16 protein-coding genes are annotated in these 19716 nt (G+C 53.9%); 7 read left to right on the forward strand and 9 right to left on the reverse strand.

The features are described from left to right. Positions 1-115 precede the first annotated feature (115 nt). Positions 116-1342 (forward strand): peptidase T, encoded by a 1227-nt coding sequence (gene pepT, locus PMI17_RS07870; protein WP_007887954.1) that lies wholly within the window; start codon positions 116-118, stop codon positions 1340-1342. Positions 1343-1415: 73 nt separating this feature from the next. On the opposite strand, the gene PMI17_RS07875 is transcribed toward pepT, so the two are convergent. Both PMI17_RS07875 and PMI17_RS07880 read right to left on the reverse strand, forming a co-directional pair. Continuing rightward, positions 1416-2195, reverse strand: coding sequence for a transporter substrate-binding domain-containing protein (locus PMI17_RS07875; RefSeq protein WP_007887955.1), 780 nt, complete (start codon positions 2193-2195; stop codon positions 1416-1418). A 16-nt stretch (positions 2196-2211) separates the two neighbouring features. Next, on the reverse strand, positions 2212-3378 hold the full coding sequence (locus PMI17_RS07880; RefSeq protein ID WP_007887956.1) for a methionine aminotransferase: 1167 nt from the start codon (positions 3376-3378) through the stop codon (positions 2212-2214). Positions 3379-3504: 126 nt separating this feature from the next. On the opposite strand from PMI17_RS07880, the gene PMI17_RS07885 reads away from it, so the two are divergent. Beyond that, positions 3505-4347: a LysR substrate-binding domain-containing protein gene (locus PMI17_RS07885; protein WP_007887959.1), complete on the forward strand. Its 843-nt coding sequence runs from the start codon at positions 3505-3507 to the stop codon at positions 4345-4347. On the opposite strand, the gene PMI17_RS07890 is transcribed toward PMI17_RS07885, so the two are convergent. Together PMI17_RS07890 and PMI17_RS07895 are read right to left on the reverse strand one after the other, a co-directional pair. After that, positions 4344-6017 (reverse strand): methyl-accepting chemotaxis protein, encoded by a 1674-nt coding sequence (locus tag PMI17_RS07890; protein WP_007887962.1) that lies wholly within the window; start codon positions 6015-6017, stop codon positions 4344-4346. The genes PMI17_RS07885 and PMI17_RS07890 overlap by 4 nt on opposite strands. A 213-nt stretch (positions 6018-6230) precedes the next feature. Beyond that, positions 6231-7748 (reverse strand): carboxylesterase/lipase family protein, encoded by a 1518-nt coding sequence (locus PMI17_RS07895; RefSeq protein ID WP_007887965.1) that lies wholly within the window; start codon positions 7746-7748, stop codon positions 6231-6233. A gap of 192 nt (positions 7749-7940) precedes the next feature. Here PMI17_RS07895 and PMI17_RS07900 point away from each other — a divergent pair, with 192 nt between their 5' ends. Further along, positions 7941-8375, forward strand: a complete 435-nt coding sequence (locus tag PMI17_RS07900) for a DoxX family protein (protein WP_007887968.1) — start codon at positions 7941-7943, stop codon at positions 8373-8375. A 69-nt stretch (positions 8376-8444) separates the two neighbouring features. Here the strand turns inward: PMI17_RS07900 and PMI17_RS07905 are convergent, their stop codons facing one another. Then, entirely contained in the window at positions 8445-9782 is a 1338-nt protein-coding gene (locus tag PMI17_RS07905) for a VOC family protein (protein ID WP_193372775.1), read from the reverse strand. 88 nt (positions 9783-9870) lie between these two features. Then, positions 9871-11205: an aromatic acid/H+ symport family MFS transporter gene (locus tag PMI17_RS07910; RefSeq protein ID WP_007887973.1), complete on the reverse strand. Its 1335-nt coding sequence runs from the start codon at positions 11203-11205 to the stop codon at positions 9871-9873. A 322-nt stretch (positions 11206-11527) separates the two neighbouring features. Between PMI17_RS07910 and PMI17_RS07915 the strand changes: the two genes are divergently transcribed. Then, on the forward strand, positions 11528-12448 hold the full coding sequence (locus tag PMI17_RS07915) for a LysR substrate-binding domain-containing protein (RefSeq protein ID WP_007887974.1): 921 nt from the start codon (positions 11528-11530) through the stop codon (positions 12446-12448). Here PMI17_RS07915 and smrA read toward each other — a convergent pair. Further along, entirely contained in the window at positions 12445-13011 is a 567-nt protein-coding gene (gene smrA / locus PMI17_RS07920; protein ID WP_007887975.1) for a DNA endonuclease SmrA, read from the reverse strand. The two genes, PMI17_RS07915 and smrA, sit on opposite strands and share 4 nt — an antisense overlap. A gap of 296 nt (positions 13012-13307) precedes the next feature. Between smrA and PMI17_RS07925 the strand changes: the two genes are divergently transcribed. Beyond that, a complete protein-coding gene (locus PMI17_RS07925) occupies positions 13308-14060 on the forward strand; it encodes an FNR family transcription factor (protein ID WP_007887976.1) in 753 nt (250 codons plus the stop codon). Positions 14061-14177: 117 nt separating this feature from the next. Further along, entirely contained in the window at positions 14178-15134 is a 957-nt protein-coding gene (gene uspE, locus PMI17_RS07930) for a universal stress protein UspE (RefSeq protein ID WP_007887979.1), read from the forward strand. A 77-nt stretch (positions 15135-15211) separates the two neighbouring features. On the opposite strand, the gene pntB is transcribed toward uspE, so the two are convergent. Both pntB and pntA read right to left on the reverse strand, forming a co-directional pair. Further along, entirely contained in the window at positions 15212-16600 is a 1389-nt protein-coding gene (pntB, locus tag PMI17_RS07935) for a Re/Si-specific NAD(P)(+) transhydrogenase subunit beta (RefSeq protein WP_007887980.1), read from the reverse strand. 11 nt (positions 16601-16611) lie between these two features. Then, on the reverse strand, positions 16612-18141 hold the full coding sequence (pntA, locus tag PMI17_RS07940; protein ID WP_007887983.1) for a Re/Si-specific NAD(P)(+) transhydrogenase subunit alpha: 1530 nt from the start codon (positions 18139-18141) through the stop codon (positions 16612-16614). A 538-nt stretch (positions 18142-18679) separates the two neighbouring features. Here pntA and ydgH point away from each other — a divergent pair. Then, positions 18680-19636 carry a DUF1471 family protein YdgH gene (ydgH, locus tag PMI17_RS07945; protein WP_007887988.1) on the forward strand — a complete coding sequence of 319 codons (957 nt, stop codon included), beginning with the start codon at positions 18680-18682 and terminating at the stop codon, positions 19634-19636. Positions 19637-19716: the final 80 nt, after the last annotated feature.

Consider the following 19716-nt stretch of genomic DNA (forward strand, 5'->3'; position numbering starts at 1 on the left):
CTTTTTATTGACTTCCATGAGTCAGCTTCGTTATTTAATGTTCATCTGACTAATAAATAACATGATTTAACCAGCACGCGTACTACCGACGCCGCAATGCTAATAAGGAATTGTGATGACAGACCAACTTGCCAGCCAATTGACCCAGCGTTTTTACCGTTATCTGGCGGTTTCCAGCCAGAGCGATGCCAAATCAACCACGCTGCCGAGTACGCCGTCCCAACACGCGATGGCGGAATTACTGGCAAAGGAGCTGGCCGAACTCGGATTGCAGGAGATTGTGATTGACCAGCACGCCACGGTTACCGCCGTCAAACCCGGCAATCGTCCTGCTGCACCGCGCATTGGCTTTATCACCCACATTGATACCGTGGATGTGGGCTTGTCGCCGGACATTCACCCGCAAACCCTGACGTTTAACGGGGAAGATCTGTGCCTGAATCGTACGCAGGACATCTGGCTGCGCGTGGCGGAACACCCGGAAATCCAACCTTATCTGGGGCAAGAGATTATCTTTAGTGATGGCACCAGCGTGCTCGGTGCCGACAACAAAGCGGCGGTGACGGTGGTGATGACGCTGCTGGAAAACCTGCGTGGCGATCACGGTGATATCGTGGTGGCCTTTGTGCCCGATGAGGAGATTGGCCTGCGCGGTGCGAAAGCGCTCGATCTGGAGCAACGCTTTAACGTCGATTTTGCCTGGACCATCGACTGCTGCGAGTTGGGTGAAGTGGTATATGAAAACTTCAACGCCGCCGCCGCTGAATTGGTGTTCACCGGCGTACCGGCGCATCCGATGTCGGGCAAAGGCGTGTTAGTTAATCCACTGCTGATGGCGCATGACTTCATCTCGCGCTTTGATCGCTTGCAAACACCCGAGCATACTGAAGGCCGCGAAGGCTATATCTGGTTCAATGATATGCATGCCAATGCCAGCCGCGCCATCCTGAAAGCCTCGATTCGCGATTTCGATCTGCAGGGTTTTGATAAGCGGAAGCAGCAACTGGTGGAAGTGGCCGATGAGATTGCCGCGCGTTATCCCACCGGACATGTGGCGCTGACCATTAACGATACGTACAGCAATATCAGTAATGCGATTGGTGAGGATCGTCGCGCAATTGACCTGATTTTTGCCGCGCTGGAACAAGTGGGCGTAGAACCCAAAGTGATTCCAATGCGCGGTGGCACCGATGGTGCAGCGCTGTCAGCGAAAGGTCTGCTGACGCCGAATTTCTTTACCGGCGCGCACAATTTCCATTCGCGCTTTGAGTTTTTACCGGTTCCATCGTTTGTGAAGTCGTATCAGGTAGCGGAAGCGCTGTGTTATTTAGCGGCGAAATAAAACAAAAAAGGTCGTCATAAAAGACGACCTTACGATTAAATGGAGGTCGCCTTTTTTGGCGACCTTTTTTACATTATTTGCTCGCTGACACGTCTATGCCTGGGAAGAATTTCGCCGCCAGTTTGGTAACGGTACCGTCGGTCTGCACCTTGGTGATAGCCGCATCCAGCGCTTGCTTCAGTTTGGCATCACCTTTACGCAGGCCAAAACCGATACCGGTGCCGAGAATGGTGTCATCCTCAACCGGCTTACCGGCAAAGGCGAAGCCTTTACCCTGCGGCTTTTCCAGGAAGCCCGATTGACCCGCCGCCGACATCACCAACGTACCGTCGAGACGACCTGCCACCATATCGTTATAAACCTGGTTCTGATCCTGGTAAGAGGTCACGGTTACGCCCTGCGCTTCCCAATGTTTCTTCGCATAGGTTTCCTGAATCGAACCCTGCAGCACACCGATATTTTTGCCTTTCAGCGATTCCGCCGTTGGCTGCAGCTTCTCGCCCTCTTTCACGATCAGCATGGTGGGAATGCGGTAAATCGGCTTGGTGAAGTCGATGCTTTTGGCGCGGGCTTCGGTGATGTTCATCGCTGAGTTGATGGCATCAAACTTTTTCGCCTGCAGCGCCGGGATCAGCGCATCAAAGCTGCTTTCCACCCACTTACAGTCGAAGTTGCCAATCTGACAAATCGCTTTGCCCAGTTCGATATCAAAACCTTCCAGTTCGCCCTGCGCGTTGCGGCTTTCAAAAGGCGGATACTGCGATTCCAGACCGTAGCGTAAGGTTTCCTGCGCCAGCGCGTGCGCCGAGGTCAGCATACCGAGAGCGACAAACAGTGCGTTCAATTTTTTCATTATATTTACCCCTAAGTTACCCTTTGACCCGGCAGAGCGCTTCTGCACCGGCCTGAAGTGTTGCGTCGTCTTTTGCGAATGACAGGCGAATTAATTTATTGTCAGTGCCGTCCATATAAAACGCCGACAACGGGATGGTGGCCACACCGTGATCGACGATGAGACGTTTTACCATTTCGCTATCGCTTTCGTCACTGAAATGTCCGTAGCTGGCCAACATAAAGAATGAGCCGGCGCTCGGCAGCAGCTTAAATGGCGAATCCTGCAGCAATGTCAGCAGGCGATCGCGCTTCTCCTGATAGAACGGCGATAGCTGCAGATAGTTTTGCGGCTGTTGCAGATAGTGAGCAAAGCCGACCTGCATCGGCGTATCAGCGGCGTACATCATAAACTGATGCACTTTGACGATCTCCTCCATTAACGCGGCCGGTGCCAGCGCATAACCGACGCGCCAGCCGGTAACGTGGAAGGTTTTGCCAAAGGAGGAAACCACCACGCTGCGCTGCGCCAGTTCTGGATGCGTCGCCATACCGCAATGCGTGCGGCCATCAAACAAAATGTGTTCGTAGACTTCATCAGACAGCACCACAATATCGGTGTTGCGCGTCAACGCCGCGAGCTGATCCAAATCCGCCGCTGACAGCACCTGTGCGCTAGGGTTATGCGGCGTGTTGATGATGATCATGCGAGTGCGCGGAGTAATGGTAGCGCGCAGTTCGTCCCAGTCGATGGCGAAATCAGGTACCTGCAACTTCAGGCCGATTGGCGTGGCGCCCTGCAAACGCACCACCGGCGCGTAGCTGTCGAAGGCCGGTTCGAAGAAGATCACTTCATCGCCGGGATGCACCAGCGCCGAGATCGCCATGTAAATGCCCTGACTGGCGCTGCCGGTGATCAACACTTCGCTGCCAGCATCATATTGCTGGCCATACAGCGTGTGGACTTTCTCGGCCAGCGCTTCACGTAGCGCCGGCAAGCCGGTCATCGAGGCGTATTGGTTGTGCCCTTCACGCATCGCTTTACTCACCAGCTCCACCAACTGCGGATCGCAGGGGAAATTCGGTGCGCCTTGCGAAAGGTTAATAGCCTGATGTTGCGCCGAGAGCTGGCCAATGACGCTAAAAATCGTCGTGCCGACATCAGGCTGTTTGGAAGAGATGTTAACACTGCTATTCAGGGTCATCGTTGCCTCGGAAAGTTGCATAACCACGTAATGAAAATAGATTTCTATTCAACGGCGTGTGGCTTGAGTCGACAAGCGAATTGTTGTCATAATAGCCATGATTAAAAATCATAGCTTGAGGTTGTTATGTCCCGTTCCGCTCTGCCGCTTAATGCCATTCATGCGTTTCTGGTTACCGCACGTCATCTTAATTTAACGCGCGCGGCTAACGAACTGTGCATCACTCAGGGCGCGGTGAGCCGCAAAATTGCTACGCTGGAAAATTGGTTAGGATTCGCTTTGTTTACGCGCCATGCCCGCGGATTGCATCTCACCGCGCAGGGCGCTGCCCTGCTGCCGGAGCTGCAGCAAGGATTCACCTTACTGGTCAATGCCACCGAAAAAGCCAGCCGCAGCAACGCCTCCATTCGGCTCAAGGCACCGACCTGCGCGATGCGCTGGCTGGTGCCGCGACTGGTGGCGCTGGAGCAGCAGCGTCCTGACATTCACGTCGCTCTCACTACCACGCTCGATCATGGCTCGCAGCTGGAGAATTTTGACGCGGCGATTGTGTTTGGACCAACGCCTGCGGGGGCAATTTGTCTGTTCGAGGAGCGTTTAACGCCGGTGATGGCCAGCAGCGTCACGCCGCCTGGGCAGATTAGTGAATTGGCGAAGTTTACCTTCCTGCATCCCACACAGGATGTGCGCGACTGGCAGCTGTGGCTGACAAAGCAATCTGCGGCGCTGCCAATGGCGCGCAATCAGCATTTCGCCACCATGGATTTAGCCATCAGCGCAGCGATTCAGGGATTTGGTGTCACGGTGGCAGATGTCACCTTAGTGCAGAATGATCTGGCGCATGGACGCTTGATTGCGCCGTTTACCGCCAGTGTGGCAACCGGCGCGAGCTACAGCCTGTTACAGCGGGCGGAACAGGATGCGCCACCGTTCCTGCCGGAACTGGTGGCGTGGTTATCGGACGTTTAGAAAGAGACCCATTCGTCAGTCGTGGATTTCGGCTGAGCGCCAGCGGCGCCTGCCAGTACCGGACGACGCAGCGCGGTGGCCGCCGGTGCGGCAACGGCGCTGCTGACCGGCGTACTGTCCGACAGACGGAATCTGGCTACTGATGCCTGCAGCTCCTGGGTTTGACGCTCCAGCGCGCTGGCAGCGGCAGACACTTCTTCAACCAGCGAGGCGTTCTGTTGCGTCACGCTGTCCATTTCGGTGACGGCGGTACCGACCTGCGAAATGCCTTTGCTCTGCTCTTCTGAAGCCGCAGCGATGTGCTTCATGATTTCATTGACGTCCTGCACTGACTTAAGAATATCGTGCATGGTGCTGCCCGCACTGCTCACCAGCTCCGAGCCTCTCTCCACGCGCTGCACGGAGTCTTCAATCAACGTGGCAATCTCTTTTGCGGCACCGGCGCTGCGCTGTGCCAGATTGCGCACTTCGCTGGCCACCACGGCAAAACCACGTCCCTGTTCACCAGCGCGTGCGGCTTCCACCGCAGCGTTTAGTGCCAGAATGTTGGTCTGGAAAGCGATGCTGTTAATCACATTGGTGATCTCAGCAATCTTCTTCGAACTGCCGGAAATGCCTTGCATGGTGGTGACGACTTCACCCACCAGACGTCCGCCCTGTTGCGCGGTACCGGTAGCGGTTTCTGCTAACGAACTGGCCTGACGCGCATTATCGGCGTTAAATTTCACCGTGGCGGTGAGCTGCTCCATGCTGGCTGCCGTCTGCTCCAGCGCTGCCGCCTGCTCTTCAGTACGTGATGAGAGATCGTTGTTACCGGACGAAATTTCTGCGGCGCCGCGATAGATATTCTCGGTGCCGCTGCGAATGGCGCTTACCGCTTCACGCAGGCTGTCCTGCATTGCACTGAGTAACGGCACCAGTTTGCCGACGCAGTTGCGGCCAAACTCGGCCACCGGCTGGCTGAGATCGCCCTGCGCAATGATGGCGAAGTGGTTGCGCACGCGCTCCAGCGGTTTTACCAGCATCGCGACCAGGTAACGATCGGTAAACAGCAGGATGAACAAGCCAATCACCACCGCCACTAAAATAATCACTTTGGTAATGCTGGTGAGACGATCGACGGTCACGCGCGTCTGATCCAGTTTGTTGCCTGCGGCTTGGTTGAAGGCTTCTGCGCTGGCACCAAAAGCGCGGCTCAGCGGCGGCGTAACGTTATTGGCCTGCGCGCGATATGCATCCACCGTGCCCTGCTGCGCCAGAGCAACCTGCGGGGCGATGCCTTCATCCAGCAGCTTTTGCCAGTTAGCAATCACGCTGTTGGCGGTCGCTTCGTCCATTGGACCGGGCGCCATGGTTTTGAACTGCGCCAGCAGATTTTTCATATTGTCGAGCGCTTGCTGCACCGGCGCGAAAGCATCACCATTGACAGCGGCTCCCGACGCACGGCCTTCCATCACGCGCGACAGACGCGTAACTACTCGAAAATACTGGTCATTCCCTTTGCTTAATACCGTCATTTGATTGACCAGCTGGCGGTCAATCTCGTTGCCCTCGCCGAGGGCGTTCAGTGAGTGGACGCTAAACAGCCCAACGGCACACCACAGCAGGCAAAACAGCCCGAGAATGGTGAGCATTACGGCGCGGATGGTGAAGTTTTTTAAGATACCCATACATAATCCCTTGGTGTGAAACGCGAAGGAGGCCCGATAAAATCGGGCATATTGCGTTTATCGGCATCGGATAGGGAAAATGTAACGGTTTTGTAAGCTAATTAATTGCTTACTGACTGAGGTGAGTAAAAAGCACTTCTACGATTTATCAGCAGCATAGGCGCAAATTTGCCTTATAAAATCATTTGCGCAATTACACCATTAGCAGCCTCACTAAAGTTTCACGTGGCTGCGCATCATTAAGCGGAATAAGCGCAGCCTGCCACGCATAAATCGCGTCTTTACCACCGCTTGTGCTCTGCCGCGATCGCCAAGCGCCAGCGTCAGATCTTCACCCGAGCGCCAGACCGGCCAATCTACGGCTCCGGGCAAATGCGAGCTAAATTCGCTGGCCTCCCGTGCGAAGGTGACCCAATAGCGGCTCACCTCAGCGGCAAACGCTTTATCCTGCTCGCTGTAAGTGCGTTCAGCCACCGGCGTAAGCGTATCGAGCGTGTTGAAGACATAGGGGATTTCGTTGCCATGCCAGGTGCCATGCGGATAAAGGTCGCGGGCATTTTCAGAGACGTAATCAAACCAGTAGCGCCAGGCAGGCAAGCCGATTTTGTGCTGTGCCTGCGCAACGATAAACGGCAACACGGTAAAAGCCATATCGCGCGCCACTGCACGTCCTAGCAGCGCGTCATCGTGGAGGTCGTAAAGCCATTTCATCAGGCGATAACTGACGCGGTTTTTGCTGCGCATCTGCTTCAATACGGCGGTGGCATCAACACCAAAATAGTCCAGCACGCTGGCCTCATCGCTGTTGCTGCCAATCATTATAGGGATGCGATGCTGTTTGCCGCTCATAAAGGTATTCAACATCGGTTTGGGCAGCACGGCATCACCGCTGATCGGCACGGGACCGAGCGCTAACGGACGTTCTAGCGGCCAAAATTGGTCGGCAGCCAGTTCGCGCAGCTGTTCTGCGCTGGCATTTTCTGGCAAACCAAAATGGGCGGCAACCTGCAGTCCCAGCTGTTGTGCCTGCTGTTTAGGCATATCCGGCAAGCTGTAGGCGCTCTGCACAATGCCTTTGTGAAACAGTCCTTCAGCCAGTGGAGAGCAGCACAGTGAGAGCACGCTGCGCGCGCCAGATGATTCACCGAACAAGGTAATGTTTTGACGATCGCCACCAAAGGCGGGAATATTGCGCTGAATCCACTGCAAGGCGGCAATTTGATCGAGCAAGGCAAAGTTGTTGATCACGCCGCCTGCCGGATATTGCGCATCCAACGCGGGATGAGAAAAGAAACCGAAATGGCCCAGGCGATAGTTTAGCGTCACCACCACCACGCCTTGTGCCGCCAGCGCTTTGCCACGATAGGGATCAAGATTGCCCGCACCAATAGTAAAACCCCCGCCGTGTAACCAAACCATCACAGGCAGCGGTCGCGATGGCTCAACATCAGGGGTCCAGACATTCAGGTACAGGCAATCTTCACTTAAGCGGCCAGGATCGCCACCGCCGGCAGCCACGCAATAGTTATGATTCTGCCAGCTCGCAGCGCCCCATTCGGTGGCATCGCGCACCTCTTGCCAGGGTTGCACCGGCTGCGGCGGTCGCCAGCGTAATGCACCGACCGGTGCTGCGGCGTACGGTATTCCCTTGAAGACAAAAAGATCTTCATCCATTAGGCCTCTGAGTTCACCTTCTGCGGTCATGATCCTCAGACGTCGTTCATTATTCATCTCGGGTTCCCTGATAAAGCATCATTCCATTATTTGCAGGCCTTGAGTGAATGTCCATGTTCTGAAAGCATTTGCAGATTAAGCCGAAACGCGGCGTGAATCTTTGAACAACTCCATCAAATATTTTGGTTAACCCTATCAAGGCCATTTGTTCTAAGGTTACACGTTAACCTGGCGCGACGGAGAAACAGCATGTTTGGTGGCATTAATCAGATGTTCAACCGGATGTGTGATCACCCGGACTTCGGTAAGCTGCTGTTACGTTTGACGTTTGGCGGACTACTGCTGTTTCATGGTGCATTCAAAGTGGTACATGGCGTTGGCTGGATCGCGCACATGCTTGCCGTCAAAGGGATGCCAGGTTTCATCGCTTACGGTGCTTACATCGGGGAAATAGCGGCGCCAGTAATGGTAATTATCGGATTAATGACCCGCCCGGCGGCGTTCATTATTGCGGTGAATATGATCGTCGCGACACTGCTGGTAAAAATGGGCGCCATCTGGCATCGCACGGATGTTGGTGCCTGGGCCCTGGAAACAGAAGCTCTTTACCTGCTTGGCGCGCTGGCCATTATGTTTTTGGGTGCTGGGAAGTACACGCTGGTGCGTGATTCGCGCTTGCAATAACGACAAGAAAAGCAGCCGGTCTGCTGAAGTGAGACTGCCACTTCACAGACCGGCTCTATTATTTACGCATTACGCCACGCCGCAGCGATCCAGACTGCGCTGCTGCATCTGCTGATACAACGCCATTTCATCCTGCACCGCGCTACCCAACGCCCGCTCAAAATCCGCTCGACTGGCATTGCCTGCGCTGCGTGCCTGCGCCACATCACCGAGATTCGATTGGAAAATCCCCGCCGCGCTAACCGGTAAGAAATCCTCATAGACAATCGGTTCAGCGGTTAAACGCGCTTCAGCCAGCAATTGCGCGACGCTTTCACCCGCACGCGGTGGCTGATGCTCGCCTTTTTCGGTTAGACGATAGCGGAACCACGCCAGCTGCTGTTCGCGCAACACGGTTTCATCATCCGGAAAATCACGGAATACGGCGCTGAGGTGCTGCTGATGCTGCTGGTTATCAGTGCCGGTGCCGGCTTCAGCCAGCAGACGATCGTAAAGCGCGCGCCCTTGCGGCGTCAGTGCCGCACCGCGTTGCTCAATTTCACCGAAGCGCGCGGTGTGCGTGCCTGGCGTGCCATCGTTGAAATGTACCGTCTCTTCTAATGCTTTAAAGCTGGTCTGGCGCAGCAAAATAGGCACCTGACGCGATGGCGGGCCTTCAATCAGGGTCTTGGGATCGATGCCGCGCGAGGGCATCAGCGCTTGCACGCGATCGATATCCAGCGTACGCGGCGTCAAATGGTTGATATGGCAACCGCGGAAACACACCACATCGGCAATCAGGCGGTGCTGTTGGCTCAACGCGCGATAAGTGGCGCTGTCCACCGTGGTATGCGCATGCCAGCGGAAGGTTTCCAGCGCTTCCTGCACAAAGCGAGCCGCGTCAGCCGCGTTTAAGCCGCCCTGCTGCTGATGTTGGCTAATCAAGGCGCGACAGCCGGGTGTGAAGATGTCGCGCGCGGCGAGAATCGCAGCGGCTTTTTCGCGCAGTGCTTCGTCATCAATCAATTCGAGGCGTAACAATGAGGTGAAGACGCGGAACGGATTATGGCGCAGGGCGCGTTCGCTAACCGGACGAAATGCCGTCGAATGCACCGGCACGCCAGCCTGCGACAAATCGTAATAACCGACCGCTTCCATACCCATGACGGCGAACATCTGGCGTAGCGTATTAAGTTCATCAGCCTTGCCGACGCGAATCGCACCGTGGCGCTCGACGCTCAGTCGGCTCAGTTCATCCGCCGCCGAGAGGCGATTTTTTAACGCCGGATTGGCTTCCAGCGTACGGTCATTAACAGCGGTGACCAACTGCGTCAGCGTGCCGTATTGCGGCACTTCCTGCTGATACATGGTCGACATGGACTGGGAGAACAGCGTGCGAATGGCATCGCTGCTGAGAAAGTTAGGCATCATCATCACCTTGTTCTACAGGGTTGTTGCTACTGTAGATCAACCCTTTAACTGCGGGTAACAATTTCGTGGAACTGTGATCGCCTTGTCACTCAACGACGTTTGCCTGGTCACCATAACGACACTTCAGCACCAGCATGATGGTGGTTAACACCGCTGGGATCGCCAGCAGCAGGAAGATTTGGCTGAACGACCAGCCGAGCGTTAACAACTCTGCGCCAACGAATGCGCTGATAATGGCGCCGACACGCCCCACGCCGTGCATCCAGCTGGAACCGGTAGCACGCGCGTGAGTGGGGTAATAGCTGGCGGAGAGCGCATTCATTCCGGTGTTGGCACCGTTAAAGCAAAAGCCGCTGCAGAAGGCGATGGCGCTCATTAAGCCGACCTGTGCCGGGGAAAAGCCGAGTGCCACAATGGCAATTCCGCCACAAAAGTAGATGAGCGCCAGTGCCAGATTGGCGTTGATGCGGTCCATCAGCCAGCCGGCAAATAACGAACCGATGGTGCCGCCGGCCTGATACATTGCGGTGACAATCGCCGCTTCAGTAACCGACATGCCGAGCGTGCTGATCAATGATGGCATCCAGCTACCAATCAAATAGACAAGAAACAGCCCCATAAAGTAGCCGCCCCACAACATCAAGCTGCCAAACAGATAGCGGCGCGACACCACCGTCGCCACCGAGCCGCGGCGCGCAGTCGGCAATTCAGGACTTTGATAATGACTACCGGGCTTTACGCTGCCCGGCATCATGCGTTCGAGGATGGCGTGAATACGCGCAGCGGGTGCGCGACGGCTAATCAGGAAACGGACTGACTCAGGTAAACCGCGCACTAAAAACGGCAGAACGATCAGCGGCAGCACGCCGCCCATCAGCATCACTGAATGCCAGTCGTAGCGCGGCAGCAGCCAGGAAGCAGCAAAGCCCCCCGTCGCGGCACCAAAGGTAAAGCCGCAGAACACCACGGTGATAATGAAAGATCGACGGCGTTCTGGCGCATATTCAGCGACCAATGTGCCGACATTCGGCATTGCGGCTCCGAGGCCTAAACCGGTGAGAAAGCGAAACAGCATCATCTGTTCGATGTTTTGCGCCATCGCGGTAGCCAGCGTCCAGAGGCCAAAAAACAGTACGCTGATAAGAATCATCACGCGGCGCCCGTAACGGTCGGCCAGCGGTCCAGCAACCATGGCACCCAGCGCCAGCCCAATCAGTGCCGCGCTAATCACCATGCCAAGCTGATGATTGGTGACGCCCCAACTGGCTTTCAGCGTGGGTGCGATAAAGCCCATCAGCGCAATATCCATGCCGTCCAGCGCCACCACCACGAAGCACAGCGCAATTAAGCGCTTCTGCCAGCTGCTTAGCGCACTCTTGTTGATAAGCTGGCGAACGTCTACTGCTTCAACGCTGGTCACGTAACGACTCCTGCACTTTTAACCGTTTAGGGCATCAGATTTAGTAAAAAAAACGGCGCTAATCATAGCTCATCGTTAACAATAACGGGCAAAGTTTTTGAGTGCAATTGAGAATCATTCAAGATTTTTGGCTGCAAGCCCTTGATTATCTGAGTCATGCGGCAAGGGGAAATAATAGTGCTTACAGTAACAGCAATGAATTCAGGGGGTTAGTTGCTCAAGTCTCTTTGCAGCAATTTTGTTAATATAATTTTGCAGGCAGGTTAACATAATTTCATTTTCCCCATTGCCGCTACTCGGCAGAACTCATTATGTTGGGCGTATGGACAAAAATATCCTTTTCAATCAGCGCATTCGCTTGCGTCATTTACATACCTTTGTGGCGGTGGCGCAGCAAGGCACGCTTGGCCGTGCCGCCGAGACGCTTAATCTTAGCCAGCCTGCCCTGTCAAAAACGCTAAACGAGCTGGAGGAGTTGGCGGGAGCGCGGCTGTTCGAACGCGGTCGACTTGGCGCCCAGTTGACGACTTTGGGCGAACAGTTTCTGATTCACGCGGTAAAAGTGTTGGATGCGCTCAATCATGCGGGGCAGAGTTTTAACGCACCGCAGCCGGGACGCCCAGTGGTCATTCGCCTTGGCGCGCTTACCACTGCCGCCATGGGCATGCTGCCGCAGATTCTGGATCGCTTCCACGAACAGCAGCCGAATACCACCGTGCAGGTGGCTACCTTGCACAACAACGTTTTGCTGGCTGGCTTACGCGCCGGCGAGTTTGATGTCGGCATTGGCCGCATGGCTGACAGTGAAATGATGGCCGGATTGACCTATGAATTGCTGTTCCTGGAATCACTCAAGTTGGTGGTACGCCCGGATCATCCGCTGTTGAGTGACAACGTGATGCTTTCACGCGCGATGCAGTGGCCGGTAGTAATTTCTCCAGAAGGTACGGCGCCACGCCGCATTGCCCAACATATGCTAAATGAACAAGGCTGTTCGCTGCCGGCCAACTGCGTGGAAACCTCATCTACGTCGCTGGCTCGTCAGCTGGCGCTGCGTTACGACTACGTGTGGTTTGTGCCCTCTGGCGCGATTAAGGAAGATTTAAATCACGATGCGCTGTGCGCTTTGCCGATTGCGTCGCCGGGACCGGGCGAGCCGGTCGGCATTATTACCCGCAGCGGCAGCCCTTTAAGCCTGAGCACCGAAGTGTTGATGGCGACCATCCGCAAGTTCCACAGTTAACGACTGCGCTTAGCATGGCGTTCGCGGTTTTCGAGCCGCGCCTGTTCGGTTTTGCGTAACCCGACATACAGTGCACCAGCCCCGCCGTCCTGCGGTTGCGCAGTACAAAATGTCTGAACCTGCTCGAATTCCTGCAGCCAGCGCGCCAGGTAACTGCGTACAATATTGGCGTGCGACTCATCATCACGCCCTTTGCCGTGCACGATCAGCAGATTGCGTAAACCGTGTTTATTCGCCTGCAGGATGAAGCTAAACAGCGCCTGACGGCAGGTTTCGACCGGTTGACGCAGCAGATTAAGGCTGGCTTCGGGCGGATATTTGCCTAAGCGAAGCTTGTCCAGCACGCCTTGCTGGACGCCATCCACCTTATACTCCAGCGGCGTGGTCAGCGGAATAATGTCCAGATAGCCACGCGTTAGAAAATTTTCCTGTTTATCGCCTTCATGGGGTGCACGCGGAGCTTTCGGCGATGGCGCGCGTAACCATTGGGTGTTAGCGCAATTCTTGAGGGGTGTGACATCATCCATGGCGTCGCGGAAAAGGTCTTCATCATCAAGGTTCATGGTGTTTCCTCTCGCCTGGTGTTTACCTAAGCGTCCATTTCGACGCTAAAGCAAAAGAGTAGCAAAGGATGATTAGCAATACATCTGTCACTTTTTGCGCTCCAACAGGAACTGAATAGCTGTAAATATGGCAACTAAACGTTCCAGATCAAAAAAGCCATGTCGTTTAAAGCGGCGCAAACCCGGGAATACCCAGCATTGATGTGGTTTTAAGGGCATTTACTGCTCGGATGAGTTCCCTTCGCGAAGAAAAATGTTAAAATTGACCGCAGTCAATAATCATCGAGCGTAACTATATGATCCCGGAAAAACGCAGCATACGACGTATCCAGTCTGGCGGTTGTGCCATCCATTGCCAGGATTGCAGTATCAGCCAATTGTGTATTCCCTTCACGCTGAACGAGCACGAACTGGATCAGCTGGATAATATCATTGAGCGCAAAAAGCCGATTCAGAAAGGCCAGACGCTGTTCAAAGCCGGTGATGAATTGAAATCCCTTTACGCTATTCGTTCCGGTTCCATCAAAAGCTACACCATTACTGAACAAGGTGATGAGCAAATTACTGGATTCCATCTGGCAGGCGATTTGGTGGGTTTTGACGCGATTGTTGGCGCCAAACATCCTAGCTTCGCACAAGCGCTGGAAACCTCGATGGTGTGTGAAATCCCTTTCGAAACCCTTGACGATCTCTCAGGTAAAATGCCCGCCCTGCGTCAGCAAATGATGCGTTTGATGAGCGGCGAGATTAAAGGCGATCAGGATATGATTTTGCTGCTGTCGAAGAAGAATGCCGAAGAGCGCCTGGCGGCTTTTGTCTGGAACCTGTCGCGCCGTTTCGGCCAGCGCGGTTTCTCGCAGCGCGAATTCCGTCTGACCATGACGCGTGGCGACATTGGTAACTACCTGGGACTAACCGTAGAAACCATTAGCCGTCTGCTCGGTCGCTTCCAGAAAAGTGGCATGCTTGCCGTTAAAGGCAAATATATCACCATTGAGAACCACGCTTTACTGGCAGAACTCGCTGGCCAGACTGAACAAGCCGCGTAGTTCTGTGCCGGGTCAGTAAAAGTTATTTTATTGATCCGGCAACAACTTTTCCGCTTCTGCCCTACGTAAACTTAGGCTATCTTTAATCCAACTTGCTTTGGTTTAGGAGATCGGCTTATGTCCCGGTACCAAAATATTCTGGTGGCGATTGACGCCCAACAGGATGACCAGCCCGCGCTGCGTCGTGCGGTTTATCTTAATCAGCGTATCGGCGGAAAAATCAAAGCTTTCCTGCCTATTTACGACTTCTCCTACGAAATGACCACGTTGCTGTCACCCGATGAGCGATCCAACATGCGCAAAGGGGTAATTAGTCAACGTACCGAGTGGATTCGCCAACAGGCCCAGGCTTATCTGGAAGCTGGTGTTGAGATCGAAATCAAAGTGGTATGGCACAACCGCCCTTACGAAGCCATCATCCAGGAGATTCTGGCGCATCAGCATGATTTAGTGCTGAAAATGGCGCACCAACATGATCGCCTAGAAGCGGTGATATTCACCCCAACCGATTGGCATCTGTTGCGTAAATGCCCATGTCCGGTATGGATGGTGAAAGATCAGGCCTGGCCTGAAGGGGGTAAAGCGGTGGTGGCGGTTAACCTGGCCAGCGAAGAGCCGCATCATGATGAGCTGAATCAAAAGTTGATTCGTGAAACGACGCTGCTCGCTGAGATGGTGAATCACACTGAGGTACATTTAGTCGGCGCCTACCCTATTACGCCAATCAATATTGCTATTGAATTGCCTGACTTTGATCCCAGCGTTTATAACGATGCGATTCGCGGCCAGCATCTGGTGGCGATGAAAGCGCTACGCCAGAAATTCTCGATCAGTGAAGAGTTTACGCATGTGGCAAAAGGTTTGCCCGAGGAAGTGATTCCAGATATCGCTTCGCATCTGGATGCCGGGATTGTGGTGCTGGGTACCATTGGTCGCACCGGATTGTCTGCGGCATTCCTGGGCAACACGGCGGAACAGGTGATCGATCATTTGCGCTGTGATTTGCTGGCAATCAAACCGGACGATTTTAAATCGCCGATTGATTACGATGACGAAGAAGATGAAGACGATTAAATAAAAAAGGACGGCACGCATTGGCCGTCCTTGCTCCTTGCATCCAGGGCGGTGAATCACTTCACCGCCCTGCTTGTTTATAGCGCGCGCAGAATGCCTTCCACACTCGCCTTCGCATCGCCAAACAGCATCTGCGTATTGTCTTTGAAGAACAGCGGATTCTGTACGCCGGCGTATCCGGTGCTCATCGAACGTTTAAACACAATCACGTTCTGCGCTTTCCACACTTCGAGAACGGGCATACCGGCGATTGGACTCCGCGGATCTTCCAGCGCAGCCGGATTGACGGTGTCATTAGCACCGATAACCAACACGGTATCGGTATCGCTGAAGTCATCGTTAATTTCGTCCATCTCCAGCACCACATCGTAAGGCACCTTGGCTTCCGCCAGCAGCACGTTCATGTGGCCCGGCAAACGACCGGCAACCGGGTGAATGCCAAAGCGAACCTTGATGCCGCGCGCGCGCAGTTTCTCGGTAATCTCAGCAACCGGATATTGTGCCTGCGCCACCGCCATGCCATAACCCGGCGTGATCACCACGGAAGACGAGGCTTTCAGCAGTTCGGCGGTCTCTTCAGCGGTGATCTCACGATGTTCACCCACCTCCTCGCTTTCACCACCCACGCTAACGTCGGTACCAAAGCCACCGGCGATAACGCTGATAAACGAGCGGTTCATCGCTTTACACATAATGTAAGAGAGGATGGCACCGGAGGAACCTACCAAGGCACCGGTCACGATCAGCAAGTCATTGCTGAGCATGAAACCTGCTGCCGCAGCCGCCCAACCGGAATATGAGTTCAGCATCGAGACCACGACTGGCATATCGGCGCCGCCAATTGATGCCACCAGATGCCAGCCAAACACCAGTGCAATAATCGTCATCAGCAACAGCGCAAACACTTGTGCGCCAGTGCTATCGGTCTGCACGAACCACAGCATCAGCAGGAAAGAGACCACCAGCGCAGCAAGGTTCATTTTATGACGATGTGGCAACATCAGCGCAGAAGAGGAAATTTTTCCGCGCAGCTTGCCAAATGCTACCAGCGAGCCGGTAAAGGTCACTGCACCAATGAAGATACCCAGGAACACTTCGGTCAGATGGATGTTTTCCATCACCGGTGCCAGGCCTGGAGCATGATCGATGTAGCTGTTAAAGCCCACCAACACCGCCGCCAAACCCACGAAGCTGTGCAAAATCGCCACCAGCTCAGGCATTTCAGTCATTTCGACTTTCTTCGCCAAACGCAGGCCAATCGCACCGCCAATCACCATTGCCAGTAAAATCCAGGCAACGTTACCGGTGTTTGGACCAAAAATGGTGGCGAGCAGCGCAATCGCCATCCCGCTCATACCGAAAATATTACCCTGCTTAGAGGTCTCGTGTTTCGAGAGACCTGCAAGGCTGCAAATAAACAGAATTGCGGCAACAATATATGCTGCAGTAACTAATCCGCCAGACATGTTGCTACCCCTTAATTCTTACGAAACATTTTCAGCATGCGCTGGGTGACGGTGAAACCACCGAAAATATTGATGCTGGCGATCAGCACGGCAATAAACGAGAGAATCGTTACCCAACCGCCATGGCCCATCTGCAATACCGCGCCCACCACAATAATGCCGGAAATGGCGTTAGTGACGGCCATCAACGGCGTATGCAAGGCATGACTCACGTTCCACACCACGTAGTAACCCACCACGCACGAGAGCGCGAAGACGGTGAAGTGTGATAAGAAGTCAGCCGGTGCAACATTCGCCAGGCAGGCAAACAGCACTAATGCCAGCGCCAGCAGCAGATATTTACGCCACGGCGAAACCGGTTTGGCTTCAGCCTTAGGCAAAGGTTGCGCTGCGGGTTGTGCTTTTGGCGCCGCCGAAACCTGAATCGGCGGTGCTGGCCAGGTCACTTCGCCATCACGAATCACCGTGACACCGCGCACCACCACATCGTCGAAATCAACGGTGATTTCACCATTTTTCTCTTTGCACAACAGTTTCAGCAGGTTGACAAGGTTGGTGCCGTACAGCTGAGAAGATTGTGTTGGCAGGCGGCTTGGCAGATCGGTGTAACCGATAATTTTCACGCCATTGCTGGTCAGCGTAACCTGATCGGCAACCGTCAATTCACAGTTGCCGCCGGTTTGCGCCGCCAGATCAACGATGACACTGCCCGGCTTCATACTGGCAACCATCTCCGTGGTAATTAATTTGGGTGCCGGGCGGCCAGGGATGAGCGCGGTGGTGACAATAATGTCGACTTCTTTCGCCTGTGCCGCAAACAGTTCCATCTCCGCTTTAATAAAGGCTTCAGACATCACTTTGGCATAGCCATCGCCGCTGCCTGCTTCCTCTTCGAAGTCCAGCTCAAGGAACTCGGCGCCCATACTTTGCACCTGTTCTTTCACTTCCGGACGCGTATCGAAAGCGCGCACAATGGCGCCCAAGCTGCCCGCGGCGCCGATTGCGGCAAGACCCGCCACGCCCGCACCGATGATCATCACTTTCGCCGGTGGAACTTTACCGGCAGCGGTGATTTGACCGGTGAAGAAGCGGCCGAATTCATGAGCTGCTTCAACGATGGCGCGATAACCAGCGATATTCGCCATTGAGCTCAGCGCATCAAGCGCCTGTGCACGTGAGATACGCGGCACCGAATCCATTGCCATCACGGTAACGTTACGCGCAGCCAATTTCTCCAGCAGCGCAGGGTTTTGCGCCGGCCAGATAAAGCTCACCAGCGTGCTGCCGGCGCGCGTTAGTTCGATCTCTTGATCGTCAGGCGCATTCACTTTTAATACGATATCTGACTGCCATACTTCAGCGCCGTTAGTCACGGTGGCGCCAGCAGCAATAAAGCTTTCATCATCGAAACTGGCGCGCAGCCCGGCGTTTTGTTCAACGGTTACGCTGAATCCCAGCTTGATCAGTTGCTCAACGGTCTTCGGCGTGGCGGCCACGCGCGACTCATTGGCTAACCGTTCTTTGGGTATCCCAATTAACATACTGTTTCCTTTCAACAATTAAAGGATGAGGTTCTATAAGTGGCAAATGCTCAAAAGCCGAAACGGTGTTTCAGCTTCTTATGAGCAAAATGCACAATGTAACAAAGTCTTTATAACCTACTGAAAATATGAAGAGTGATCTACAGCGATAACGCGCACTTATGACATTCACACAAATATTCAGACGCAAAGATTGAATGCTATGTATTGCCACTGCATTTAGGGCGTATTAAAAAATATTCTGCTGCGCAAAATCGTGTCATGTCGAATTAAGTATTTTTAAAAACCTTTAATTAACAATGCGTTAACTATTATGGCGCTAAGTGTTACCAGATTAAGTGATTAACTGTGCAAAAAAAAGCCTTAGCACAAGCCAATGACAGCCCGGAGAATAATCCGCAATTATTGTCAATCCTATGCGCTTAAATTGGCTGAGACAGGCCGATTATTACATGCAATAATCAGCGGCTAATCTGTTATACATCAAGAGTCCAGCACGTTTTCGTACTCATTTTGCGTAAGGCGAAGGATCATTTTTATGAAGCTGAAGAACACCATTCTGGCGTCAACCTTGTTATCACTGCTGGCAGCAAATGCTTTTGCTGCTAAAGAGTTAACGCCAGAGCAAGCGGCCGCGTTGAAACCATTCGAACGTATTAATATCAGCGGCCGTTTCAATGCCATTGGCGATGCGACTGATGCCATCTCTAAACAAGCCGATGCCAAAGGCGCCGACTCTTTCTATGTGCAAGGTATCAATGACAGTAACGGCAATGGCGGTAACTGGCGCGTAACGGCTGATCTCTATAAAGCCAATGCCCCGAAAGCGGATGACTCAACCAAATATCGCAGCTTCTCAGGCGTGAAAGAGCTGCCGAAAGCAGAAGCCTATCGCCTTGAGCCATACGATACCGTATCGGTCAATGGATTCTTCTCTAGCCAGCCGGATGTCAACGAGGCAATTGGTAAAGCGGCGAAAAATAAGGGCGCGGCCTCGTTCTTTATTGTGCGTCAGGTTGATGCCAACAATGGCGGCAACCAGTACGTTACCGCTTATGTGTACAAAGCCGATGCGCCAGAGCGTAAGGTGCAAAACACCTCAGACTCCATCCCTGCTGATTCAGAAGCCGGTAAAGCAGCGCTGGCCGCCGGTGGCACCGCAGCGACGAAAGTAGCCATCCCGGGAGTGGCCTCCTCTGAGACGCCAAGCCGCAATGTGGGGCGTTTCTTCGAAACACAAAGCTCCACTGGCGAACGTTACACCGTGAAAACTGCGGACGGCCGCAGCGTGCAGGAAGTGAATGCGATTACCGCTGCTCAAATGCAACCGTTCGACACCATCACCTTCTCCGATCACTTTGGTACACCAACCGAAATCTCCGAAGCGGTTGGCAAGCGTGCAGTGGCGAAAGGTGCCAAGTACTACCACATTACACGCCAATGGCAGAACCAGAGTGGCGGCAATCTGACCGTTACGGCCGATCTGTTCAAATAAATTCCCCTCAGGGCGGTATTCGCCGCCCTTCTCAATTGATTGCATAATCTGTGCGCAGATTTGCATAGTCTTGCATTGCC

Source organism: Pantoea sp. GM01 (genome assembly GCF_000282675.1).
Lineage (GTDB): Bacteria > Pseudomonadota > Gammaproteobacteria > Enterobacterales > Enterobacteriaceae > Pantoea > Pantoea nemavictus.